At 67.5% G+C, this 17,536-nt stretch carries 18 protein-coding genes; 6 read left to right on the top strand and 12 right to left on the bottom strand.

The window, feature by feature from the left end; genetic code table 11:
- Positions 1-56: 56 nt before the first annotated feature.
- From A5705_RS06105 to A5705_RS06095, 3 genes are read left to right on the top strand one after another with little or no spacing between them, the layout of a single operon-like run.
- Positions 57-1,631: an NAD(P)/FAD-dependent oxidoreductase gene (locus tag A5705_RS06105; RefSeq protein ID WP_068276203.1), complete on the top strand. Its 1,575-nt coding sequence runs from the start codon at positions 57-59 to the stop codon at positions 1,629-1,631.
- A 40-nt stretch (positions 1,632-1,671) separates the two neighbouring features.
- Positions 1,672-2,118: an SRPBCC family protein gene (locus tag A5705_RS06100; RefSeq protein WP_068276200.1), complete on the top strand. Its 447-nt coding sequence runs from the start codon at positions 1,672-1,674 to the stop codon at positions 2,116-2,118.
- Positions 2,102-2,650, top strand: a complete 549-nt coding sequence (locus tag A5705_RS06095; RefSeq protein WP_068276197.1) for a TetR/AcrR family transcriptional regulator — start codon at positions 2,102-2,104, stop codon at positions 2,648-2,650. The genes A5705_RS06100 and A5705_RS06095 overlap by 17 nt, the downstream gene beginning before the upstream one ends.
- 11 nt (positions 2,651-2,661) lie before the next feature.
- Here A5705_RS06095 and A5705_RS06090 read toward each other — a convergent pair whose 3' ends face one another.
- The 8 genes from A5705_RS06090 to A5705_RS06055 form a co-directional block, all read right to left on the bottom strand.
- Positions 2,662-3,963, bottom strand: a complete 1,302-nt coding sequence (locus A5705_RS06090) for a threonine/serine exporter family protein (RefSeq protein WP_068276193.1) — start codon at positions 3,961-3,963, stop codon at positions 2,662-2,664.
- 70 nt (positions 3,964-4,033) lie between these two features.
- Positions 4,034-5,581, bottom strand: a complete 1,548-nt coding sequence (locus A5705_RS06085; protein ID WP_082956322.1) for an NAD(P)/FAD-dependent oxidoreductase — start codon at positions 5,579-5,581, stop codon at positions 4,034-4,036.
- 116 nt (positions 5,582-5,697) lie between these two features.
- Complete coding sequence (locus A5705_RS06080; RefSeq protein WP_068276187.1) at positions 5,698-6,426, bottom strand: TetR/AcrR family transcriptional regulator; 729 nt, start codon at positions 6,424-6,426, stop codon at positions 5,698-5,700.
- A 73-nt stretch (positions 6,427-6,499) separates the two neighbouring features.
- Positions 6,500-7,021 (bottom strand): hypothetical protein, encoded by a 522-nt coding sequence (locus A5705_RS06075; protein WP_068276184.1) that lies wholly within the window; start codon positions 7,019-7,021, stop codon positions 6,500-6,502.
- A 17-nt stretch (positions 7,022-7,038) separates the two neighbouring features.
- A complete protein-coding gene (nrdE, locus tag A5705_RS06070; RefSeq protein ID WP_082956321.1) occupies positions 7,039-9,204 on the bottom strand; it encodes a class 1b ribonucleoside-diphosphate reductase subunit alpha in 2,166 nt (721 codons plus the stop codon).
- Positions 9,174-9,620, bottom strand: a complete 447-nt coding sequence (gene nrdI / locus A5705_RS06065) for a class Ib ribonucleoside-diphosphate reductase assembly flavoprotein NrdI (RefSeq protein ID WP_068276178.1) — start codon at positions 9,618-9,620, stop codon at positions 9,174-9,176. Before nrdI ends, nrdE begins: the two co-directional genes overlap by 31 nt.
- Positions 9,621-9,654: 34 nt before the next feature.
- The gene (locus A5705_RS06060; RefSeq protein WP_067879906.1) at positions 9,655-9,894 is read right to left on the bottom strand and encodes a redoxin NrdH; all 240 of its coding nucleotides are present in this window, start codon (positions 9,892-9,894) and stop codon (positions 9,655-9,657) included.
- Between the two features lie 498 nt (positions 9,895-10,392).
- Entirely contained in the window at positions 10,393-10,971 is a 579-nt protein-coding gene (locus A5705_RS06055) for an NAD(P)H-dependent oxidoreductase (RefSeq protein WP_067879901.1), read from the bottom strand.
- A gap of 69 nt (positions 10,972-11,040) precedes the next feature.
- Between A5705_RS06055 and A5705_RS06050 the strand changes: the two genes are divergently transcribed.
- Together A5705_RS06050 and A5705_RS06045 are read left to right on the top strand one after the other, a co-directional pair.
- The gene (locus A5705_RS06050) at positions 11,041-11,643 is read left to right on the top strand and encodes a TetR/AcrR family transcriptional regulator (protein ID WP_067879898.1); all 603 of its coding nucleotides are present in this window, start codon (positions 11,041-11,043) and stop codon (positions 11,641-11,643) included.
- On the top strand, positions 11,640-12,671 hold the full coding sequence (locus A5705_RS06045; RefSeq protein WP_067880000.1) for a DNA polymerase IV: 1,032 nt from the start codon (positions 11,640-11,642) through the stop codon (positions 12,669-12,671). The genes A5705_RS06050 and A5705_RS06045 overlap by 4 nt, the downstream gene beginning before the upstream one ends.
- Here the strand turns inward: A5705_RS06045 and A5705_RS06040 are convergent.
- Positions 12,633-13,535 (bottom strand): SDR family oxidoreductase, encoded by a 903-nt coding sequence (locus A5705_RS06040; RefSeq protein WP_067879895.1) that lies wholly within the window; start codon positions 13,533-13,535, stop codon positions 12,633-12,635. The two genes, A5705_RS06045 and A5705_RS06040, sit on opposite strands and share 39 nt — an antisense overlap.
- An 18-nt stretch (positions 13,536-13,553) precedes the next feature.
- The gene (locus tag A5705_RS06035; RefSeq protein ID WP_067879892.1) at positions 13,554-14,198 is read right to left on the bottom strand and encodes a TetR/AcrR family transcriptional regulator; all 645 of its coding nucleotides are present in this window, start codon (positions 14,196-14,198) and stop codon (positions 13,554-13,556) included.
- 127 nt (positions 14,199-14,325) lie between these two features.
- On the opposite strand from A5705_RS06035, the gene A5705_RS06030 reads away from it, so the two are divergent.
- Positions 14,326-15,810 carry a cytochrome P450 gene (locus A5705_RS06030; protein ID WP_068276175.1) on the top strand — a complete coding sequence of 495 codons (1,485 nt, stop codon included), beginning with the start codon at positions 14,326-14,328 and terminating at the stop codon, positions 15,808-15,810.
- 15 nt (positions 15,811-15,825) lie between these two features.
- On the opposite strand, the gene A5705_RS06025 is transcribed toward A5705_RS06030, so the two are convergent.
- A complete protein-coding gene (locus A5705_RS06025) occupies positions 15,826-16,332 on the bottom strand; it encodes a homocitrate synthase (protein WP_082956337.1) in 507 nt (168 codons plus the stop codon).
- A 224-nt stretch (positions 16,333-16,556) separates the two neighbouring features.
- The gene (locus tag A5705_RS06020) at positions 16,557-17,528 is read right to left on the bottom strand and encodes an anti-sigma factor RsbA family regulatory protein (protein ID WP_156738396.1); all 972 of its coding nucleotides are present in this window, start codon (positions 17,526-17,528) and stop codon (positions 16,557-16,559) included.
- Positions 17,529-17,536 lie beyond the last annotated feature (8 nt).

Here is a 17,536-nt window from a genome sequence, read left to right as displayed (position 1 = left end):
AAATATGTCATATGTGACATTGTGCCTGCTGTCGGGTCACTACCGGAGGAGTCGGCATGGCGGACTATGACGCGATCGTCATCGGGGCAGGTCACAACGGTTTGGTCGCCGCGAACGTGCTGGCGAAGGGCGGCGCGAAAGTGCTTGTCGCCGAACGGGCCAACTTCCTGGGCGGGATGGCCGCGACCCGCGAACTGTTCGACGGGTACAAGCACAGCGTCGGCGCGTGGGCGGTGCTCATCTGGCGCCAGGAGATGACCGAGCGGCTGGAGCTCACCGAGTGGGGCTTCGAGCTGATGGATCAGTGGACGTCGACGTGCACCTTCGGCGACGAGGCCGACACCCCGTTCGTGATGTACAACGACCTGGCACGCATGGCGCGCCACCTGCTAGACGACCACGGCGCCGACACCGCGGCGGCCCTGGGCGCCCTGTTCGCCCACATCGGCCGATTCGCACCGTATTTCGTCGACTCGGCGTTCGGGCCGCCGCTGGACATCGTCGAGGTGATCGCCTCCCAGCCCACACCGGAAGACCGCCACGATTTCGCCCAGATGTGGTACGGCAGCACCATGGACACCGTCCGGCGCTTCCTGGCGCCGGATCAGGCCCGCTGCATCCAGGGCTCGCTGGCGGCGATGTCCATCGACGCCTTCGACGGCGGCCCCTGGACCCCGGGCTCCAACGCGTCGACGCTGTACCACTACCTGATCGGCGGCGGCAACGTCGAGTACATCATGCCGCGCGGCGGCATCGGGGCCCTGAGCGCGGCGCTGTGCCGCCGCGCCGAAGCGTTGGGCGCCGAGGTGCAGCTCAAGCAGCACGTGAAGCGGGTCCTGGTCGCCGACGGCCGCGCCACCGGGATCGAATTGCGCGACGGCACAACGATTTCGGCCGACGCGATGCTCTCGTCGCTCGACCCCTACACCACCTTCGTGAATCTGGCCGGCGCGCAGAACTTTCCGCCGGACTACATCCGCAAGGTCAAGGAGATCAACTTCAACCTCGGCTACATCCAGGCGCACCTGACCATCGACCAGGCGCCGCAGTGGATCGAGCGGCTGCAGCCGTTCATGCACGACAACGGCCAATGGTGTCCCACCGTCGCGTACGCGCCGTCGCCGGAATACATCAGCGACGCCTGGGAGCAATACCGCAAGGGGCAGCTCCCCGACGCCCCGCCGACCTATCTGTACATCCCCAGCATGGTCGACTCGTCGCTGGCGCCCGAAGGCAAGCACAGCGCAACGATTTTCACGCCCTACTTCCCCACCGGGCTGGACGCGGACGAAAACCGAAGCTGGAAGGAGCAATACGCCGACACCTGCGTGAGAATCTTCGACACGTTCGCGCCCGGGTTCGCCGACTCGATCACCAATCGCGTCGTCTTCTCCAACCGCTATTTCGGCAGCACCTTCAGCGCACACGCCGGCGACTACTCGCACGGCCTGCTGCAGCCCAACCAGCTGTGGACGGGCCGCGTCGTCGAGGGCGCCGACAAGTTCGCCACGCCGGTCGACGGGCTCTTCCTGTGCGGCCAGTGCACCCACCCGGGCCCGGGGGTGACCGGTATCCCCGGCTGGAACGGCGCCGAGGCGGCCCTCAAGCACCTCAACGCCCGCGTCGGATAGGCCCTAGGCACAGCCCGGCGGTTTATGTACCATTTGGTACATGATTACCGCAGACAGCATCGACATCGACGCAGCGCCGCAGGTCGTATGGGACGTCTTCAGCGACGTCGAACGCTGGCCCGAGTGGACCCCATCAGTGACGTCCCTGACCGGGCGGGACGGCTCCGCCCTGGCCGTCGGCAGGCGGTTCGCGATCAAACAACCCGGCATGCAGAAGCTGGTATGGCAGGTCACCGAGATCCAACCCGGCGCCTCCTGGACGTGGGCATACCGCGCCCCCGGCGTGCTGGTGACCGCCCGCCACCACGTCACCGCCCTACCCGGCGGCCGGGCGTGCGTGCGCCAGGAGCTCGATCAGCGAGGTGTGCTCGGCGCGCTGGTCGGCCGGTTGACGGTCAAGCGGACCAAGCGCTACCTCAAGCTCGAGGCCGAGGGCCTCAAGGCCCGGTCTGAGCAGCTCAGCCGCGCCCATGGCCCGCACGCCTGACACCGAACGGCGCCGCGAACTGCTGCACGCACTCTTCGACGAGTTCGCCGCCAACGGCATCGGCAACCGTTCGCTCCGCGATGTCGCCGCCGCGGTCGGCACCAGTCACCGGATGTTGTTGCACCACTTCGGTTCTCGCGAAGACCTGCTGATCGCGATCGTCGAGGAGGCCGAGCGCCGCCAGCTGGCCCTCGTCCCCGGCCTGCCGCACGATCCGGCCGACGGCTTCGCCGCGATGTGGGCCGACCTTCGTCGCCCCGAACTGCGCCAACTCGAACGGCTCTTCTTCGAGTGCTATGCGCGCGCCGCCCAGGGCGAAGAGCCGTTCACGCGACTGGTCCCCGGCGCCGTGGACGGGTGGCTGCGCGAGGTCGAGTCGGCCGCCGCCGGTGTCGCCTATGACGGCGCGCTGGCCAGGCTCGGGCTGGCCGTCACCCGCGGCCTGCTGCTGGATCTGGTGGCCACGAATGACGACGCCGGCGTGGACGCGGCCGCGAAGGCCTTCACCGACCTTTTGCAGCGCTGGTCCTGACCGGGCGCGCCTCACAAAGCCCGCGACGCGGACCGAACGCCGCGTCGCCCCAGCAGCACGGAGTTGACGACACTCCAGCTGATCAGGGTGCCCAGCGCGATCGAGAACACCGTCGCGACCGCGCTGATCAACGTTGAAAGATCGGCGGGTCCGCCGGTGGCGGCCTGCGACAGCGTCTCGAAGCTCAACGCTCCGGGCACCAGCGACCAAAACGCCGCCAGCACCATCACCAGGGCCGGCGGTGCGTGTTTGAGACGCGCGGCGATCAGCGCAACCGGCAGGACGAGTGCGGCCCCTAGCGCGCCCGCGTGCGCCGGGGTCAGAAACAAACTGCCGAGCTTCTGCCCGATCAGCGCCGCGGCGACCGCCAGGGTCAACCAGACCAGCGATCCGCGCGGCGCGGACAGGTAGACGTACAGCCCGACGCCGATCACCAGGATCGCCACATAAAAACCCCAGGGGCCGATTTGCGGCGAGGGTTGCTGGGGTGCGACGTTGCCCGCCAGCGCCACGCCCAGCGCCACCCCGAACACCAGCAGCATCAACTGGACGACGCCGTAGATGAGGCGGCTCGCGCCGGCGATGATCTCCGATCCCGCCAGCTCCATCGCACCGACCGTCAACGCCAGCCCGGGCAGCATCGCCACCAGCGAGGGCGCGATCACCCGCATCAGGCCGTCGTTGGCGGCGTCGGCGACAAACCAGGTGGCCAACACCGTCACGGTCATCGCCGCCAGGGTCGGCGCGATGGCGTTCAACGCCGGAACGAACCGTGCCGCAAGCAGAATCACGCCGACGACCGCCCCGAGAAACGCGTGCCCCCACAGCGACGCCCACGTCGGGTTGATGATCATGCCGAAGCCCAGTGTGGTGATCACGTAGCCGCCCACCGTCAGCAGCGGGTTGAAGCGCGGCGGCATCGCGCGGGCCTCGGCCAGCGCGGCCACCGCGTCCGCCGGCGCGATGGCGCCGAGTGTGGCCAGGCGGGTGATCTCGTCGATGCGTCCGGCCAGATCCAATCGGAAGCCCGCCGGCCTGGTCACGTCGATCTCGTAACTCTCGTTGCCCAACTGGATGAGCATGACCGTCGGCAACACCACGATCCGCACGTCTTTGGTCGTGTAGCGGACGATGACGCGCCGCAGGCGCCCCCGCACCAGATGCGTCGGGTGCATCATCTCGATCATCGCAAGGCCGAGTTCGCGCAGCATCGCCGCGATCTCGCCGTCGTCGAAGGTGTCGGGCGGGGCGATCGGTGCGGGCGACTCTTCGGCGCGTGCGAGCCTTTTCCGGACGGACTGACTACTCCACATAGCGCTTTCGATTGTGTCGCACCGGCACCCAGGCCTGCGGCCCGACGCCCCCGTACGACGGGCGCCGCGGTCAGTTCACGGCGGCCGGCGCCGATCGCTTGGCCGGTGAGCCCTTGCCGACCCCGAAGAACCGGTACTCGTCGGGCTTGACCGAACGGGTCGCGCGCCAGTATTGCCAGGTGTATCCGCCCCACAGCACCGTGTTCTTGCCGTGTTCGTCGAGATACCAGCTGGCGCAGCCGCCGGTGTTCCACACCGAGTGCGACAGCTTACGTTGCAGCTCGTCGTTGAAGGCGTCCTGCGCCTCGCGGGTGGGGGCGAGCGCCTGCGCGCCCATCTTGTCGCAGGTCTTGATCGCGTCGGCGACGTAATGGATCTGGGATTCGATCATGAACACCACCGAGTTGTGCCCGAGCCCGGTGTTGGGTCCCAGCAGGAAGAAGAGGTTGGGCACGTCGGCGACGGTGATGCCGCGGTGGGCGCCGATGCCCTCGCGGTTCCAGCGGTCGACCAGGTCCTCCCCGTGCCGCCCCTTGATCTGGACGTAGGTGTAGGAGTCGGTGACGTGGAAGCCGGTGGCATAGACGATCACGTCCGCCTTGTGCTCCCGGCCGTCGGCGGTGACGATCCCGTCCGGCGTGATGCGGCGGATGCCCTCGGTGATCAATTGGGTCTTCGGGTCCGCGACCGCACCGTAATAGGTGGAGGAGTTCAGGATTCGCTTGCAGCCGATGCGGTAGTGGGGGGTCAGTTTGCGGCGCAGCTCGCGGTCCTTCACCGACCGGCGGATGTTGTATTTGGCGTACGCCTCGATGACCTTCAGCGCGTTGGGCCGCTGGGTCATGCCGTACGCCAGCGCCTCCTGGGCCCAGTAGATCCCCAGCCTCGTCAGTGCGCGCAGCCCGGGGATGTTCTCCATGGCGCGGCGCAGGGCCACCGGCAGGTCCGGGTTGGAGCGGGGCACCACCCAGGGCGGGGTGCGCTGGTAGAGCTGCAGTTCGGCGACCTGCCCGACGATCTCGGGCACGATCTGGATCGCACTGGCGCCGGTGCCGATGATCGCCACCCGCTTGCCGGTCAGGTCGACGCTGTGGTCCCACTGCGCGGAATGGAAAGCAGGGCCCCGGAATCCGTCGCGGCCCTCGATGTCGGGGAACGCCGGGATGTGCAGCGCGCCCGCCCCGGAGATCAGGAACTGGGCGACGTATTCGCGCCCGTCGGCGGTGAACACGTGCCAGCGGTTCTCGTCGTCGTCCCAGTGGCCGCGATCCACCAGCGAGTTGAAGACGATGTAGCGGCGCAGCCCGTATTTGTCGGTGACTCGCTGCAGGTAGTCCCAGATCTCGGGCTGGTAGGAGAACGGGTTCTTCCAGTCGGGCTTGGGCTCGAACGAGAAGGAGTAGAGGTGCGAGGGGATGTCGCACGCGCAGCCGGGGTAGCTGTTGTCGCGCCAGGTGCCCCCGATGTCGCCGGCCTTCTCCAGGATGACGAAGTCTTGCCCGCTGAAGCCCTGCTTCTGCAGCGCGATCGCCATGCCGAGACCGGAGAAGCCGGTCCCGATGATCAGGGCGCGGGTGTGCACCGGCTCGTGCGCCTGAGTCGGCTCAACATGTGTCATGGCATCGGTCACGATGGTCGGTCTTCCTGTTGGCTAACGCAAATACCCGGTACCCAGGGTATCGGATGGCACGAGTGTTGACGATCGCCGCGGCGGTGTCAACGTGCCAAAAGTCCTCAGCTCGCGGCGGGCTTGGAGGGCACCACGCTGTGGATCGGCTGGTCAGGGTCCATCGAGATGCCGAGCACTTCCGCCGTGCCGACGATCACACCCATCATGATCGTCGTCAGGTGCGCGACGAACTGGTCCCGCGGCATGCGCCGCGGGCTGTCGGGATCGGGCCCCAACCACCACTCGGTGGCCGAGGCCGCCGAGCCGAACGCCGCGTGCCCGGCCAGCTCGACCGCCGCGTGGTCCAGCTCCATCTCGCGCAGCTCGTTGTCGAACATGTCGGCCACGGCCAGGGTGATGCCGCGGCCCTCCTCGAGGATCTGGGGACTCGCCGCCGAGCGGCCCTGAATGAAGACCCGCAGCACGTTGGGGTGCTTGTCGACGAGGATGACGTACTCCTCGACGGCGCGCCGGATCACCTCGCGGGCCGAGTCGGTCTTCAGGTCGATCGACGGGAAGATCGCCCCCCACAACATGTCGCGCAGGCGCTCCCCGATCGCCTGGAACAGATCGGACTTGTCGTGGAAGTGCCGGTAGATCTTCGGCTTGGCGGTGCCGGCCTCCTCGGCGATCTCCCGCACGCTCAGGTCGGGCCCCAGGCGGTCGATGGCGCGAAACGCCGCCTCGACGATTTCGCCGCGCACCTTCTTGCGGTGTTCGCGCCACCGTTCGCTGCGCGCGTCGACCTTCACCCCTGGCTTCACGCTGGGATGCGGTCTCGAAGGCCGAGGCATTCTCACCACATCAAGCACCATACCGCGTAGGACCCGCTGACCTGGGCGGACGGCGCTCTTGCTGCCGGGCGGTTCACCATCGCAGCATCGGAAACGGCCGTCGTGGGTGGGTGACCGCGTAGCCGGTGAGGCCGCGCACCAGGAAGGCATGAAAACCCAGGTAGGGCAATTCCCGCACGATCCCTTTGACGAACGATCGCTCGAGGGAACCGGTCAGGAGACCACGGCTGACGTCGATGCGGTCGGCAATGCGAAACGCCTCGCTCATCGGGTCGCCGACGGCGCGCAGCTTGTGATGTTCGGTGATCATCCTTCGCGCGTGGCCGACTTCGCCGATGCCGAACTCGCCGGCCAACCCCGACGCGAGGTCGGCCGAGGGCTCCAGGTAGTCGAAGGTGCCCGCGGTCCAGATGCCCAGGTCGTGCACCGCCCATGCGAGCGCGGCCCAGTCGGGCAGGGGGCCGCCCGACAGTTCCTGGTGGTAGGTCAGTCCGCGATAGACATGGTTGCGATACGCGGGCAGGTCAGCACCTAGCGCATCCCTATGGCGCCGCAGCACAGCGTCGACGATGGGGTGAGCGGTGACGGCGTTCATCTGCTACCGGCGCCGCGCTACAGCATGCAGGAGACGCAGCCCTCGACCTCGGTGCCCTCCAGCGCCATCTGCCGCAGCCGGATGTAGTACAGCGTCTTGATTCCCTTGCGCCAGGCGTAGATCTGCGCCTTGTTCACGTCGCGGGTGGTGGCGGTGTCCTTGAAGAACAGCGTCAGCGAAAGCCCCTGGTCCACGTGCTGGGTGGCCGCCGCGTAGGTGTCGATGATCTTCTCGTAGCCGATCTCGTAGGCGTCCTGGTAGTACTCCAGGTTGTCGTTGGTCATGTAGGGCGCCGGGTAGTAGACCCGCCCGATCTTGCCTTCCTTGCGGATCTCGACCTTCGACACGATGGGGTGGATCGAGCTCGTCGAGTGGTTGATGTAGGAGATCGACCCGGTCGGCGGCACCGCCTGCAGGTTCTGGTTGTAGATGCCGTGCGCTTGGACCGATTCCTTCAGCCGCTTCCAGTCGTCCTGGGTGGGGATGCGGATCTCGGCGTCGGCGAACAGCTGGCGCACCTTGTCGGTCGCCGGCTCCCAGACCTGCTCGGTGTACTTGTCGAAGAACTCCCCCGACGCGTATTTGGACTTCTCGAAACCCTTGAAACGCGTGCCGCGTTCGATCGCGATGCGGTTGGACGCCCGCAGGGCGTGGTAGAGCACCGTGTAGAAGTAGATGTTGGTGAAGTCGATGCCTTCCTCGGAACCGTAGAAGATACCCTCGCGGGCCAGGTACCCGTGCAGGTTCATCTGCCCCAGCCCGATGGCGTGGGAGTCGTTGTTGCCCTGCTCGATTGACGGCACCGACCAGATGTGGGTCTGGTCGCTCACCGCGGTCAGGGCGCGGATCGCCACCTCGATCGTCTGGGCGAAGTCCGGCGAGTCCATCGTCTTGGCGATGTTCAGCGACCCCAGGTTGCACGAAATATCCTTGCCCACTTGGGCATACGACAGGTCCTCGTTGAACAGCGACGGCGTGGACACCTGCAGGATCTCCGAGCACAGGTTCGAGTGCGTGATCTTGCCCTCGATCGGATTGGCCCGGTTCACCGTGTCCTCGAACATGATGTACGGATAACCCGACTCGAACTGCAGCTCCGCCAGCGTCTGGAAGAACTCCCGCGCCTTGATCTTCGTCTTGCGGATGCGCGCGTCGTCGACCATCTCGTAGTACTTCTCGGTCACCGAGATGTCGGCGAACGGCACGCCGTAGACCCGTTCGACGTCGTACGGCGAGAACAGGTACATGTCCTCGTTCTTCTTGGCCAGCTCGAAGGTGATGTCGGGGATCACGACACCGAGCGAAAGCGTCTTGATCCGGATCTTCTCGTCGGCGTTCTCCCGCTTGGTGTCCAGGAAGCGGTAGATGTCGGGGTGATGCGCGTGCAGGTACACCGCGCCGGCGCCCTGACGCGCCCCCAGCTGGTTGGCGTAGGAGAACGAATCCTCGAGCAGCTTCATGATGGGGATGACGCCCGAGGACTGGTTCTCGATGTTCTTGATCGGGGCGCCGTGCTCGCGAATGTTGCTGAGCAGCAAGGCCACTCCCCCGCCGCGCTTGGACAGCTGCAGCGCGGAGTTGATCGATCGCCCGATCGACTCCATGTTGTCCTCGATGCGAAGCAAAAAGCACGAGACCGGCTCTCCGCGTTGCTTTTTGCCCGAGTTGAGAAAGGTCGGGGTGGCCGGCTGGAACCGGCCGTCGATGATCTCGTCGACCAGCTTTTCGGCCAGGCCCGTGTCGCCGGACGCCAGCGTCAGCGCGACCATCACGACCCGGTCCTCGAAGCGCTCCAGGTATCGCTTCCCGTCGAACGTCTTCAGCGTGTAGGAAGTGTAGTACTTGAACGCGCCGAGGAACGTCGGGAAGCGGAACTTCTTGGCGTAGGCGCGGTCCAGCAGCGACTTGACGAAGTTGCGCGAGTACTGGTCGAGAACCTCGCGCTCGTAATAGTTTTCGCGGATCAGGTAGTCGAGCTTCTCGTCCTGGTTGTGGAAGAAGACGGTGTTCTGGTTGACGTGCTGCAGGAAGTACTGCCGCGCGGCGAGAACGTCCTTGTCGAACTGAATCCTGCCGTCCGCGTCGTACAGGTTGAGCATCGCGTTCAGCGCGTGGTAGTCCGTCTCACCGGGCAGCGCGTGCGCGCCGGACGTTACAGGCTCTGCAGTGACCGTTGGTGGCACGTCTGTTCCTTCCAGAATTCAGCCAGGCCCGCGCGGACGGCATCCACGTCGTCCGGGGTTCCCATCAGTTCGAAGCGGTAGAGGTAGGGGACGCCGCACTTGCGGGAGATCACGTTGCCCGCGTAGGCGAATTCGGCCCCGAAGTTGTTGTTGCCCGCGGCGATGACGCCCCGGATCAACGACCGGTTGTGCTCGTTGTTCAAGAAAGCGATGACCTGCTTGGGGACGTAGCCCCCCGCGTTGAGGTCCGGTGTGGCCCGGCCGCCGCCGTAGGTCGGAACGATCAGGACGTAGGGCTCGTCGACCTCGATGCGCCCGTGCAGCGGTATCCGCGTGGCGGGAACACCGAGCTTCTGGACGAAGCGGTGGGTGTTCTCCGACACGGAGGAGAAATAGACCAGGTTGCGCGACTGCACCGCAACCTCCTTACCTGACGTCTACCGCTGCTGCTCAGGCGCTGAGCGCCGACCCCGCGAGCGCCTTGATGCGGTCGGGCCGGAAACCCGACCAGTGGTCGTTGCCGGCGACCACCACGGGTGCCTGCAGGTAGCCCAGCGCCATCACGTAGTCCCGCGACTCTGCGTCCAGCGAGATGTCGACCTTCTGGTAGGCGAGGCCCTGCTTGTCCAGGGCCTTGAAGGTGGCGCTGCACTGCACGCATGCCGGCTTGGTGTAGACGGTGATGGTCATGGATGCCGCTCCTTTGCGGAAGATGGGAACGTGTCACGGACTGGCAACTGCTGGGGTACTGCAACAAACTGCGTCTTCACTGGTGTTCAGCGGCCCGCCAGACTCCGAGATTCCCGTCGAGCGGCCCTGGGAGCCGAAGGCGCTGCCTTCGACGTCTTCAAGCCGATTAGGGGAGGTCCCCCAAGCCCGGCCGGCCTGGGGAGCCTGGGATCTGCCGGTGCTCGAAACACTACACCTAGTGGCCGACAAGTTGTCCAGATACAAGATGTTCTGAATAACAATTTTGAAATTCCCTGGTCGTAAGGCCTCGACACGACACGCGCCCGGCGTGTCGCAGATCACATCGAGGTCAGGGATGCCCATGCCCACCGGTATAACAGCGGCCACCGACAAGGCCGGAAGCGACCGGCCGGCCGCGCCGCCCTCCGGCCGACCGCCAGCAAAGCGGCCCGGTGACCGGAACGTGGGCGGCGAGCGGCTTGCCGGCTATCGCCGGAGTCAGCCCACTTCCGCGGCGAGCTTGCCCAGAACGTCGCGCACGTTCGCCGTCAGCTCGGGGTGTTCGGCGGGCGCCCGACCGTCGAGCGTCTTGAACGGCACCGACAGCTTGATCGCCTCGACCACGCGAGCGCCCGCGATCCCGAACGACTTGCGGGTCTCGTCGTGCGCCCAAACCCCGCCGTACTGCCCGAAGGAACCCCCGATGACGGCCAGCGGCTTGCCCTTCAGCGCGCTGTCCCCAAATGGGCGGGACAGCCAGTCGATCGCGTTCTTGATGACCGCCGGAATGCTGCCGTTGTACTCCGGCGTGACCACCAGGGCGGCGTCGGCGTCGGCCGCCGCGGCGCGCAGCGCAACCACCGGGGTCAGCGGCGAGGCGTCGGCGGTCATCGCGTCGTCGATCTCTTCGTTGTAGAACGGCAGCTCATGCAGCCCTTCGAAAATCGTGACGGTGACGCCGTCCGGGGCGACGGACCCGGCCAACTCGGCGATCTGGCGGTTGATCGACGCCGCCCGCAAGCTGCCGACTAACGCCAAGACTTTGGTGTCTGCCACTGTTTCGTTCCCTTCGGTCATAGGTCCTCATTCTCGCATGCCCCAACCGGACTCTAGTCCGTTTTATTCCGGCGGCGTTAAAGTGCAGGAGTGAGAGCCGTCGAGCCGTTGGGCGAGTTGCCCGTGTCCGCGCACCAGGAGCGGGGCGATGCGGCGCGCAACCGCGCCCTGTTGCTCGAGGCCGCCCGCGCCCTGGTCGCCGAGCGCGGCGCCGACGCCATCACCATGGACGACGTCGCCGCGGCCGCGGGCGTCGGCAAGGGCACCCTGTTCCGCCGGTTCGGCAGCCGGGCCGGCCTGATGATGGTGCTGCTCGACGAGGACGAACGGGCCAGCCAGCAGGCTTTCCTCTTCGGTCCCCCGCCCCTGGGACCCGATGCGCCGCCCATCGATCGCCTGGTGGCGTTCGGGCGGGAGCGGATCCGGTTTGTGCACACCCACCATGCGCTGCTGTCGGAGGCCAACCGCGACCCCCGCAATCGCTACAACGCACCGGCCACGGTCCTGCGCACCCACGTGCGACTGTTGCTGGCCTCGGCGCACACCACCGGCAATCTGGGCGTCCAGACCGACGCGCTGCTGGCCCTGCTCGACCCGGATTACGTGGAGCATCGACTGGCCGAAGGCGGCCACACTCTCGAGACGCTGGGCGACGCGTGGGAATGCCTGGCGCGCAAGCTGTGCGGGCGATGACGGGCTGGATCCTGCACGTGGACCTGGACCAGTTCCTGGCGTCCGTCGAGCTGCGTCGCCATCCGGATTTGGCCGGGCTGCCGGTGATCGTCGGTGGCAGCGGCGACCCGGCCGAACCGCGCAAGGTGGTCACGTGCGCCTCCTACGAGGCCCGCGAGTTCGGTGTGCATGCGGGCATGCCGTTGCGCACCGCCGCCCGCCGCTGCCCCGAGGCCACGTTCCTGCCGTCGGATCCGGCGGCCTACGACGCGGCCTCCGACGAGGTGATGGGTTTGTTGCGCGACCTGGGCCACCCGGTCGAGGTGTGGGGCTGGGACGAGGCCTACGTGGCCGTGTCGGACCACGACCCCATCGAGGTCGCCGAGCAGATCCGGACGGTCGTCTCGTCGGAAACGGGGCTGTCCTGCTCGGTCGGCATCAGCGACAACAAGCAGCGCGCCAAGGTCGCCACCGGCTTCGCCAAACCGGCCGGCGTCTTCGCCCTCACCGATGCCAACTGGATGACGGTGATGGCGGACCGGCCGGTCGACGCGCTGTGGGGCGTGGGCCCCAAGACGGCGAAAAAGCTTGCGGCCCTTGGCATCACCACGGTGCGGGAACTTGCGCACGCCGACGCGGAGCTGCTGACGTCCACCTTCGGGCCGCGCACCGGCCTGTGGCTGCTGCTGCTGGCCAAGGGCGGCGGGGACGCCGACGTCAGCGCCGAACCCTGGATCCCGCGCTCGCGCAGCCACGTCGTCACCTTCCCGCGCGACCTCACCGATCGGGCCGAGATGGATTCGGCGGTAACGGAATTGGCGCGCCAAGCGCTGGACGACGTGCTGGCCGGGGGGCGGATCGTCACCCGCGTCGCCGTCACCGTGCGGACCGCGACGTTCTACACCCGCACCAAGATACGCAAGCTGCCCGCGCCCACCACCGACGCGCACGAGATCGTCGACGCCGCCCTGCGCGTCCTGGACCTCTTCGAGCTGGACCGCCCGGTGCGGCTACTCGGGGTGCGACTCGAGCTGGCCATGCCGGGATGACACCGGGGCGGGGCGCAGCGCGCGCGTGAAGATGACGTTGACCTGACGCATCGCCACGCTGTAGGGCCACCAGGCCAGCCGCTTGAACGCGTACAGCGCGCGGATGTCCGGCGACGTGTAGATGAGGTACCGGTTCTTTGCCACCCCGGACAGGATCTTCTCGGCCGCCCGCTCCGGCGACACGGCGTGGCCGCTGAAGCGGTCCACCCAGCGCGCGACGCCGGGGTCCTGGCGGTCGACGCCCGCGATCTCGACGGTGTCGACCAGCGGCGTCCGCACCGCGCCCGGCACCACGACCGACACCCCGATGCCCTGGCGGGCCAGGTCGAAGCGCAGCACCTCGGACAGGCCACGCAGCCCGAATTTGCTTGCGCTGTAGGCGGCGTGCCACGGCAACGCGACCAGCCCGGCCGCCGACGACACGTTGACCAGACGCCCGCCCCGCCCGGCGGCCACCATCGGCGGGACGAACGTCTCGATGACGTGGATCGGACCCATCAGGTTGATCGCGATCATCTTGCTCCACTGCTCGTGGGTCAGCCGGTCTACGGTGCCCCACGCCGATACGCCGGCGATGTTCAGCACGACGTCCATGCTCGGATGCCCGGCGTGGATGTCGGAGGCGAACGCCGCCACCTGGTGGTAGTCGGAGATGTCGAGCGTGCGGTGCACGGGCACCCGTGCGCCGAGGGCGCGGGCGTCGGCCACGGTCAGCTCGAGGCCGTCCGCGTTGCGGTCGGTCAAAAAGAGCTCGGCGCCCTGCGCCGCCAACCGCAGGGCGGTCGCGCGGCCGATGCCGCTGGCCGCCCCGGTGACCAGGCAACGCTTTCCCTCGAAGTACCGCTCAGCCGCCTTCCCCGCCATGGCCGTGACCCTACCGCGTCAGCTGTGGCCGCCACCCCAGAGCGAATGCAGCCACAGTTGCTCGAGCACGCGGACCCGGCGCTCCGGGTCGTCTTCGGGACCGACCAGGATGGAGTCACCCGTGAGCATCAAGGACGTGGTGCCCGCCAGGGTGCGCACCAGGGTGGGGATGTCGTCGCTGATCGGGTTGGCGGTGCCGGCTGTCATCTCGGCCTCGACCACCGCCGCGATCTGGCGGAGCACCACCTCGAACTGCCGCTCCAGAATGTCGCGGATCTCGATGTCGGTGTAGCGGGACACGTTGCAGGCCGTCATCACCGGGTCGTTGTGGGCGTAAACCGCCGCGGCGCTGCGGACCATCCGCTTGGCGAACTGCTCCGGCGACTCCCCCGGCTGGCGGGGGGCGAAATACTGCGTCAGCTCCTCGAGTTCCTCGGTCGCGTCGGCCACGATCTGGGCCAGCACGGAGTACTTGGAGTCGAAGTAGAAGTAGAAGCCGGATCGCGCGACGCCCGCCCGCTCGCTGATGGTGCTGACGGACAGCTCCGCGAACGGTTTCTCCTGCAACAGCTCGCGCACCGCCTGCATGATCGCCTGCCGGTGCTTGTCGCCGCGCCGGCGCGTCGCGGGTTCGCCCGGCGCGTCGGCGGCGTGACTGCTCACCCCCACGACCTTGCACCACGCCGTCGGAAAAGCAAACTTGACAGCCGTCAAGTTTTTCCCGAAGGATGTGGATCAGTGACCGCTGTCACCCGTCCCCCGGGCTTGCACAGGAGCGCAAAGGAGCCTCATGGCCGCCACCATCAGCACCCCGCACTACCTGCTCGACCAGGCGCGGCGCCGGCTGACGCCGTCGTTCAACAACTTTCCCGGCATGAGGCTGGTCGAACGCCGGCTGCTGAACACGCAATTCCCCGAGCACAAGCTCGCCGACCCGCCGGCGGGCAGCGGGCTCAAGCCGGTCCTCGGTGACGCCGGGCTGCCGGTCCTGGGGCACATCATCGAGATGCTGCGCGGCGGACCGGACTACCTGTTGTTCCTCTACCAGACCAAGGGCCCGGTCGTGTTCGGTGACTCGCCCGTGCTGCCGGGCGTCGCCGCGCTGGGCCCGGACGCCGCGCAGGTCATCTACTCCAACCGCAACAAGGACTACTCGCAGCAGGGCTGGGTCCCGGTGATCGGGCCGTTCTTCCACCGCGGCCTGATGCTGCTGGACTTCGAAGAGCACATGTTCCACCGGCGGATCATGCAGGAGGCGTTCGTCCGGTCCCGGCTGGTCTCCTACGTCGAACAGATGGACAAGGTGGTCTCGCGGACCGTCGCCGACGACTGGGTGGTCAACGACGCGCGCTTCCTTCTCTATCCGGCGATGAAGGAGTTGACCCTCGACATCGCGTCGATGGTGTTCATGGGCCACGAGCCGGGCACCGACCGCGAGCTGGTGACCAAGGTGAACCGGGCTTTCGCGATCACCACCCGCGCCGGCAACGCGATCATCCGGACCCCCGTGCCGCCGTTCACCTGGTGGCGTGGCCTCAAGGCGCGCGAACTGCTGGAGAACTACTTCCGCGAGCGGGTCAAGGAGCAGCGCGGCAAGAACGGCAACGACCTGCTGTCGGTGTTGTGCGAAACCGAGGACGAGGACGGCAACAAGTTCTCCGACGAGGACATCGTCAACCACATGATCTTTTTGATGATGGCGGCGCACGACACGTCGACGTCGACCGCGACGACGATGATCTACCAGCTTGCCGCCCACCCGGAGTGGCAGGAACGCTGCCGCGACGAGTCGGACCGCCTCATCGGCGACGGGCCGCTCGACATCGACTCGCTGGAGAAGCTGGAGTCGCTGGACTTGGTGATGAACGAGTCGATCCGGCTGGTGACGCCGGTGCAGTGGGCCATGCGGCAGACGGTTCGTGACACGGACCTGCTGGGCTACTACATCCCCAAGGGCACGAACGTCATCGCGTATCCCGGGATGAACCACCGGCTGCCGGAACTCTGGACGGACCCGCTGCGGTTCGACCCGGAGCGGTTCACCGAGCCGCGCAACGAGCACAAGCGGCACCGCTACGCGTTCGCCCCGTTCGGCGGCGGCGCCCACAAGTGCATCGGGATGGTGTTCGGCCAGTTGGAGATCAAGACGATCCTGCACCGCCTGCTGCGCCGGTATCGGCTGGAGTTGCCGCACCCGGGATACCGGGCGGAGTGGGACTACGGCGGCATGCCGGTGCCCAAGGACGGCATGCCGATCGTCCTGCGCCCGCTCTGACGCCCGCGAACAGCGTCACGCCAGCAGCCGGTTGGCGCACGCGATCACCGCGCGCAACGCCGACCGGGTCGGATCCTCGGAGAGGCCCATCGCCCATTCGGCGCGAATTCCGTTGCCGCCCTGGATGAAGGTGGCGGTGATACCGCCGGCCCGCAGCTGGTGAAACCTCAGCGTCTCCACCACGATGCCGCGCTCGTGCAGCATCGTGGTCAAAGCGGCGATCGGCCCGCCGGCGGCGGCCGTCGAGGTGCTGAGCTGATCGCCGACGGCAATGACGGCCCGATAGTTGCGGGCCTGCGGCCCGAGCCGCCCGGCGGGCCGCTCGTCGTCGGTGCACGCGAAGTCCCCGAGCCGCACCGGGCCGGCGGTGTGGCCGTAGGTGGCGACGAAGCTTTCCCAGGACACGGCGTCGGCCTGCTCCCGCAGACCGCGCGGCAGCGGGGCGCCGAAGTGGCGGCCGAACCATCCGCCGGCGCCCTCGGGCGCCGTGGGTTCGGCCGGGTTGAGATCCGGAAGGGTGATGGACATCGCGTCGGTCTTCTCTGGTCAGCGGGGGCGACCGACGGTAGTAGCTTCCGACCCACAGCGGGGGGTCGGTCTGGGATCAGACCCCGCTGCGGGTGCTGGCTACTACGGCACGTTTGACAAGACGCACGGGCGCGACGATAGACGCCCCATGCCGGCGATGCAAATTCATTTCGCGCGGCGCGGGAAACCCTTGCCGGGCAAGCGGTTCCGCCGTCCGCTCAGCCGTTCGGCCCCTGCGCCTGCTCGAACCGGAGGTAGGCCTGAATCGTCGTCCCGGCGGACGTGGTGTGCGTGCGCACCAGGTCGGATATGGCGTTCACCAGGAACAGCCCGCGGCTGGCGGGGGCGCTCGGGCCCGGGTCCAGGCGCCCGACCAACGGGTCGTCGAGCCGGCCGGTGTCGCGCGCCTCACAGACGAGATGGTCGTCCTGGCGCCAGAAGGCCAGTCGGCACGCGCCGTCGGTGTACATCAAGCTGTTGGTGGCCAGCTCGGTGGCGATCAGTTGCAGATCGTCGATCCCGTCCCGGGACATTCCCACCCAGCCGGCGTAGTTCACCGCGAACGACCGGGCCGGGCTGAGGTCCGCGGACTTCTTGACCATGTACGTGACGGCCCCCGGGTGGGCGGTCAGCGGCCGGTTGCAGCGTTCCAGGACGTCATGCGGCGCGTAGTCGGCGCTGGGCTGCAGGGCACCGCCGTTCCACAGATAGGGGTGGGTCGCGCGGGAGTCCGCCAGCAGGTCGTCATCGAGCCGGCTTGCGTCGTAGAGGCACAACTTCGTCGCCGGGTAGCCGTCGAGCGCCTCGTTGACCAGCGCCTCGTGCTCTGTGCAGGCGACGAATTCGTTGTCGCTGCGCCCGGGCCAGGCGATTTGGTTCACGATCCGCACCCGCCGATCGGGGTGTTCGTCGACGAAGGAGCCCTCCAAGGCCATGAAGCGGCTCGGATTGCGGCCCACCTCGGCGATGTCCAGCATGCGCAATTCGCCGGCGAACGATCCGGACAAGGCGTCCCGCAATGAGGCCAGCTTGTCGCCGGGCACCGCCACCAGGACCGCTTCGTCGGCCGTCAGCCCGTCGACGACGAAGCGAGAAACGAAATCCAGATACTCCCGCTCGGAGCGGTAAAGAAGCGCGGAATGGATGAAACCCGAACGGCCGGTTTCGGTTCCCCTCAAGCCCCCCCGCATTCCAGCCC

The sequence above is a fragment of the Mycobacterium sp. E787 genome, assembly GCF_001668725.1.
Lineage (GTDB): Bacteria > Actinomycetota > Actinomycetes > Mycobacteriales > Mycobacteriaceae > Mycobacterium.
The sequence above is the reverse complement of the archived record's forward strand: the minus strand, read 5'-3'. Positions and strand labels throughout refer to the sequence as shown.

Coding starts and splice junctions, on each gene's coding strand:
- A5705_RS06105 (WP_068276203.1), top strand. CDS start 57: ATGGCGGACTATGACGCGATCGTCATCGGGGCAGGTCACAACGGTTTG.
- A5705_RS06100 (WP_068276200.1), top strand. CDS start 1,672: ATGATTACCGCAGACAGCATCGACATCGACGCAGCGCCGCAGGTCGTA.
- A5705_RS06095 (WP_068276197.1), top strand. CDS start 2,102: ATGGCCCGCACGCCTGACACCGAACGGCGCCGCGAACTGCTGCACGCA.
- A5705_RS06090 (WP_068276193.1), bottom strand. CDS start 3,963: ATGTGGAGTAGTCAGTCCGTCCGGAAAAGGCTCGCACGCGCCGAAGAG.
- A5705_RS06085 (WP_082956322.1), bottom strand. CDS start 5,581: ATGACACATGTTGAGCCGACTCAGGCGCACGAGCCGGTGCACACCCGC.
- A5705_RS06080 (WP_068276187.1), bottom strand. CDS start 6,426: ATGCCTCGGCCTTCGAGACCGCATCCCAGCGTGAAGCCAGGGGTGAAG.
- A5705_RS06075 (WP_068276184.1), bottom strand. CDS start 7,021: ATGAACGCCGTCACCGCTCACCCCATCGTCGACGCTGTGCTGCGGCGC.
- A5705_RS06060 (WP_067879906.1), bottom strand. CDS start 9,894: ATGACCATCACCGTCTACACCAAGCCGGCATGCGTGCAGTGCAGCGCC.
- A5705_RS06055 (WP_067879901.1), bottom strand. CDS start 10,971: ATGACCGAAGGGAACGAAACAGTGGCAGACACCAAAGTCTTGGCGTTA.
- A5705_RS06045 (WP_067880000.1), top strand. CDS start 11,640: ATGACGGGCTGGATCCTGCACGTGGACCTGGACCAGTTCCTGGCGTCC.
- A5705_RS06040 (WP_067879895.1), bottom strand. CDS start 13,535: ATGGCGGGGAAGGCGGCTGAGCGGTACTTCGAGGGAAAGCGTTGCCTG.
- A5705_RS06030 (WP_068276175.1), top strand. CDS start 14,326: ATGGCCGCCACCATCAGCACCCCGCACTACCTGCTCGACCAGGCGCGG.
- A5705_RS06020 (WP_156738396.1), bottom strand. CDS start 17,528: ATGCGGGGGGGCTTGAGGGGAACCGAAACCGGCCGTTCGGGTTTCATC.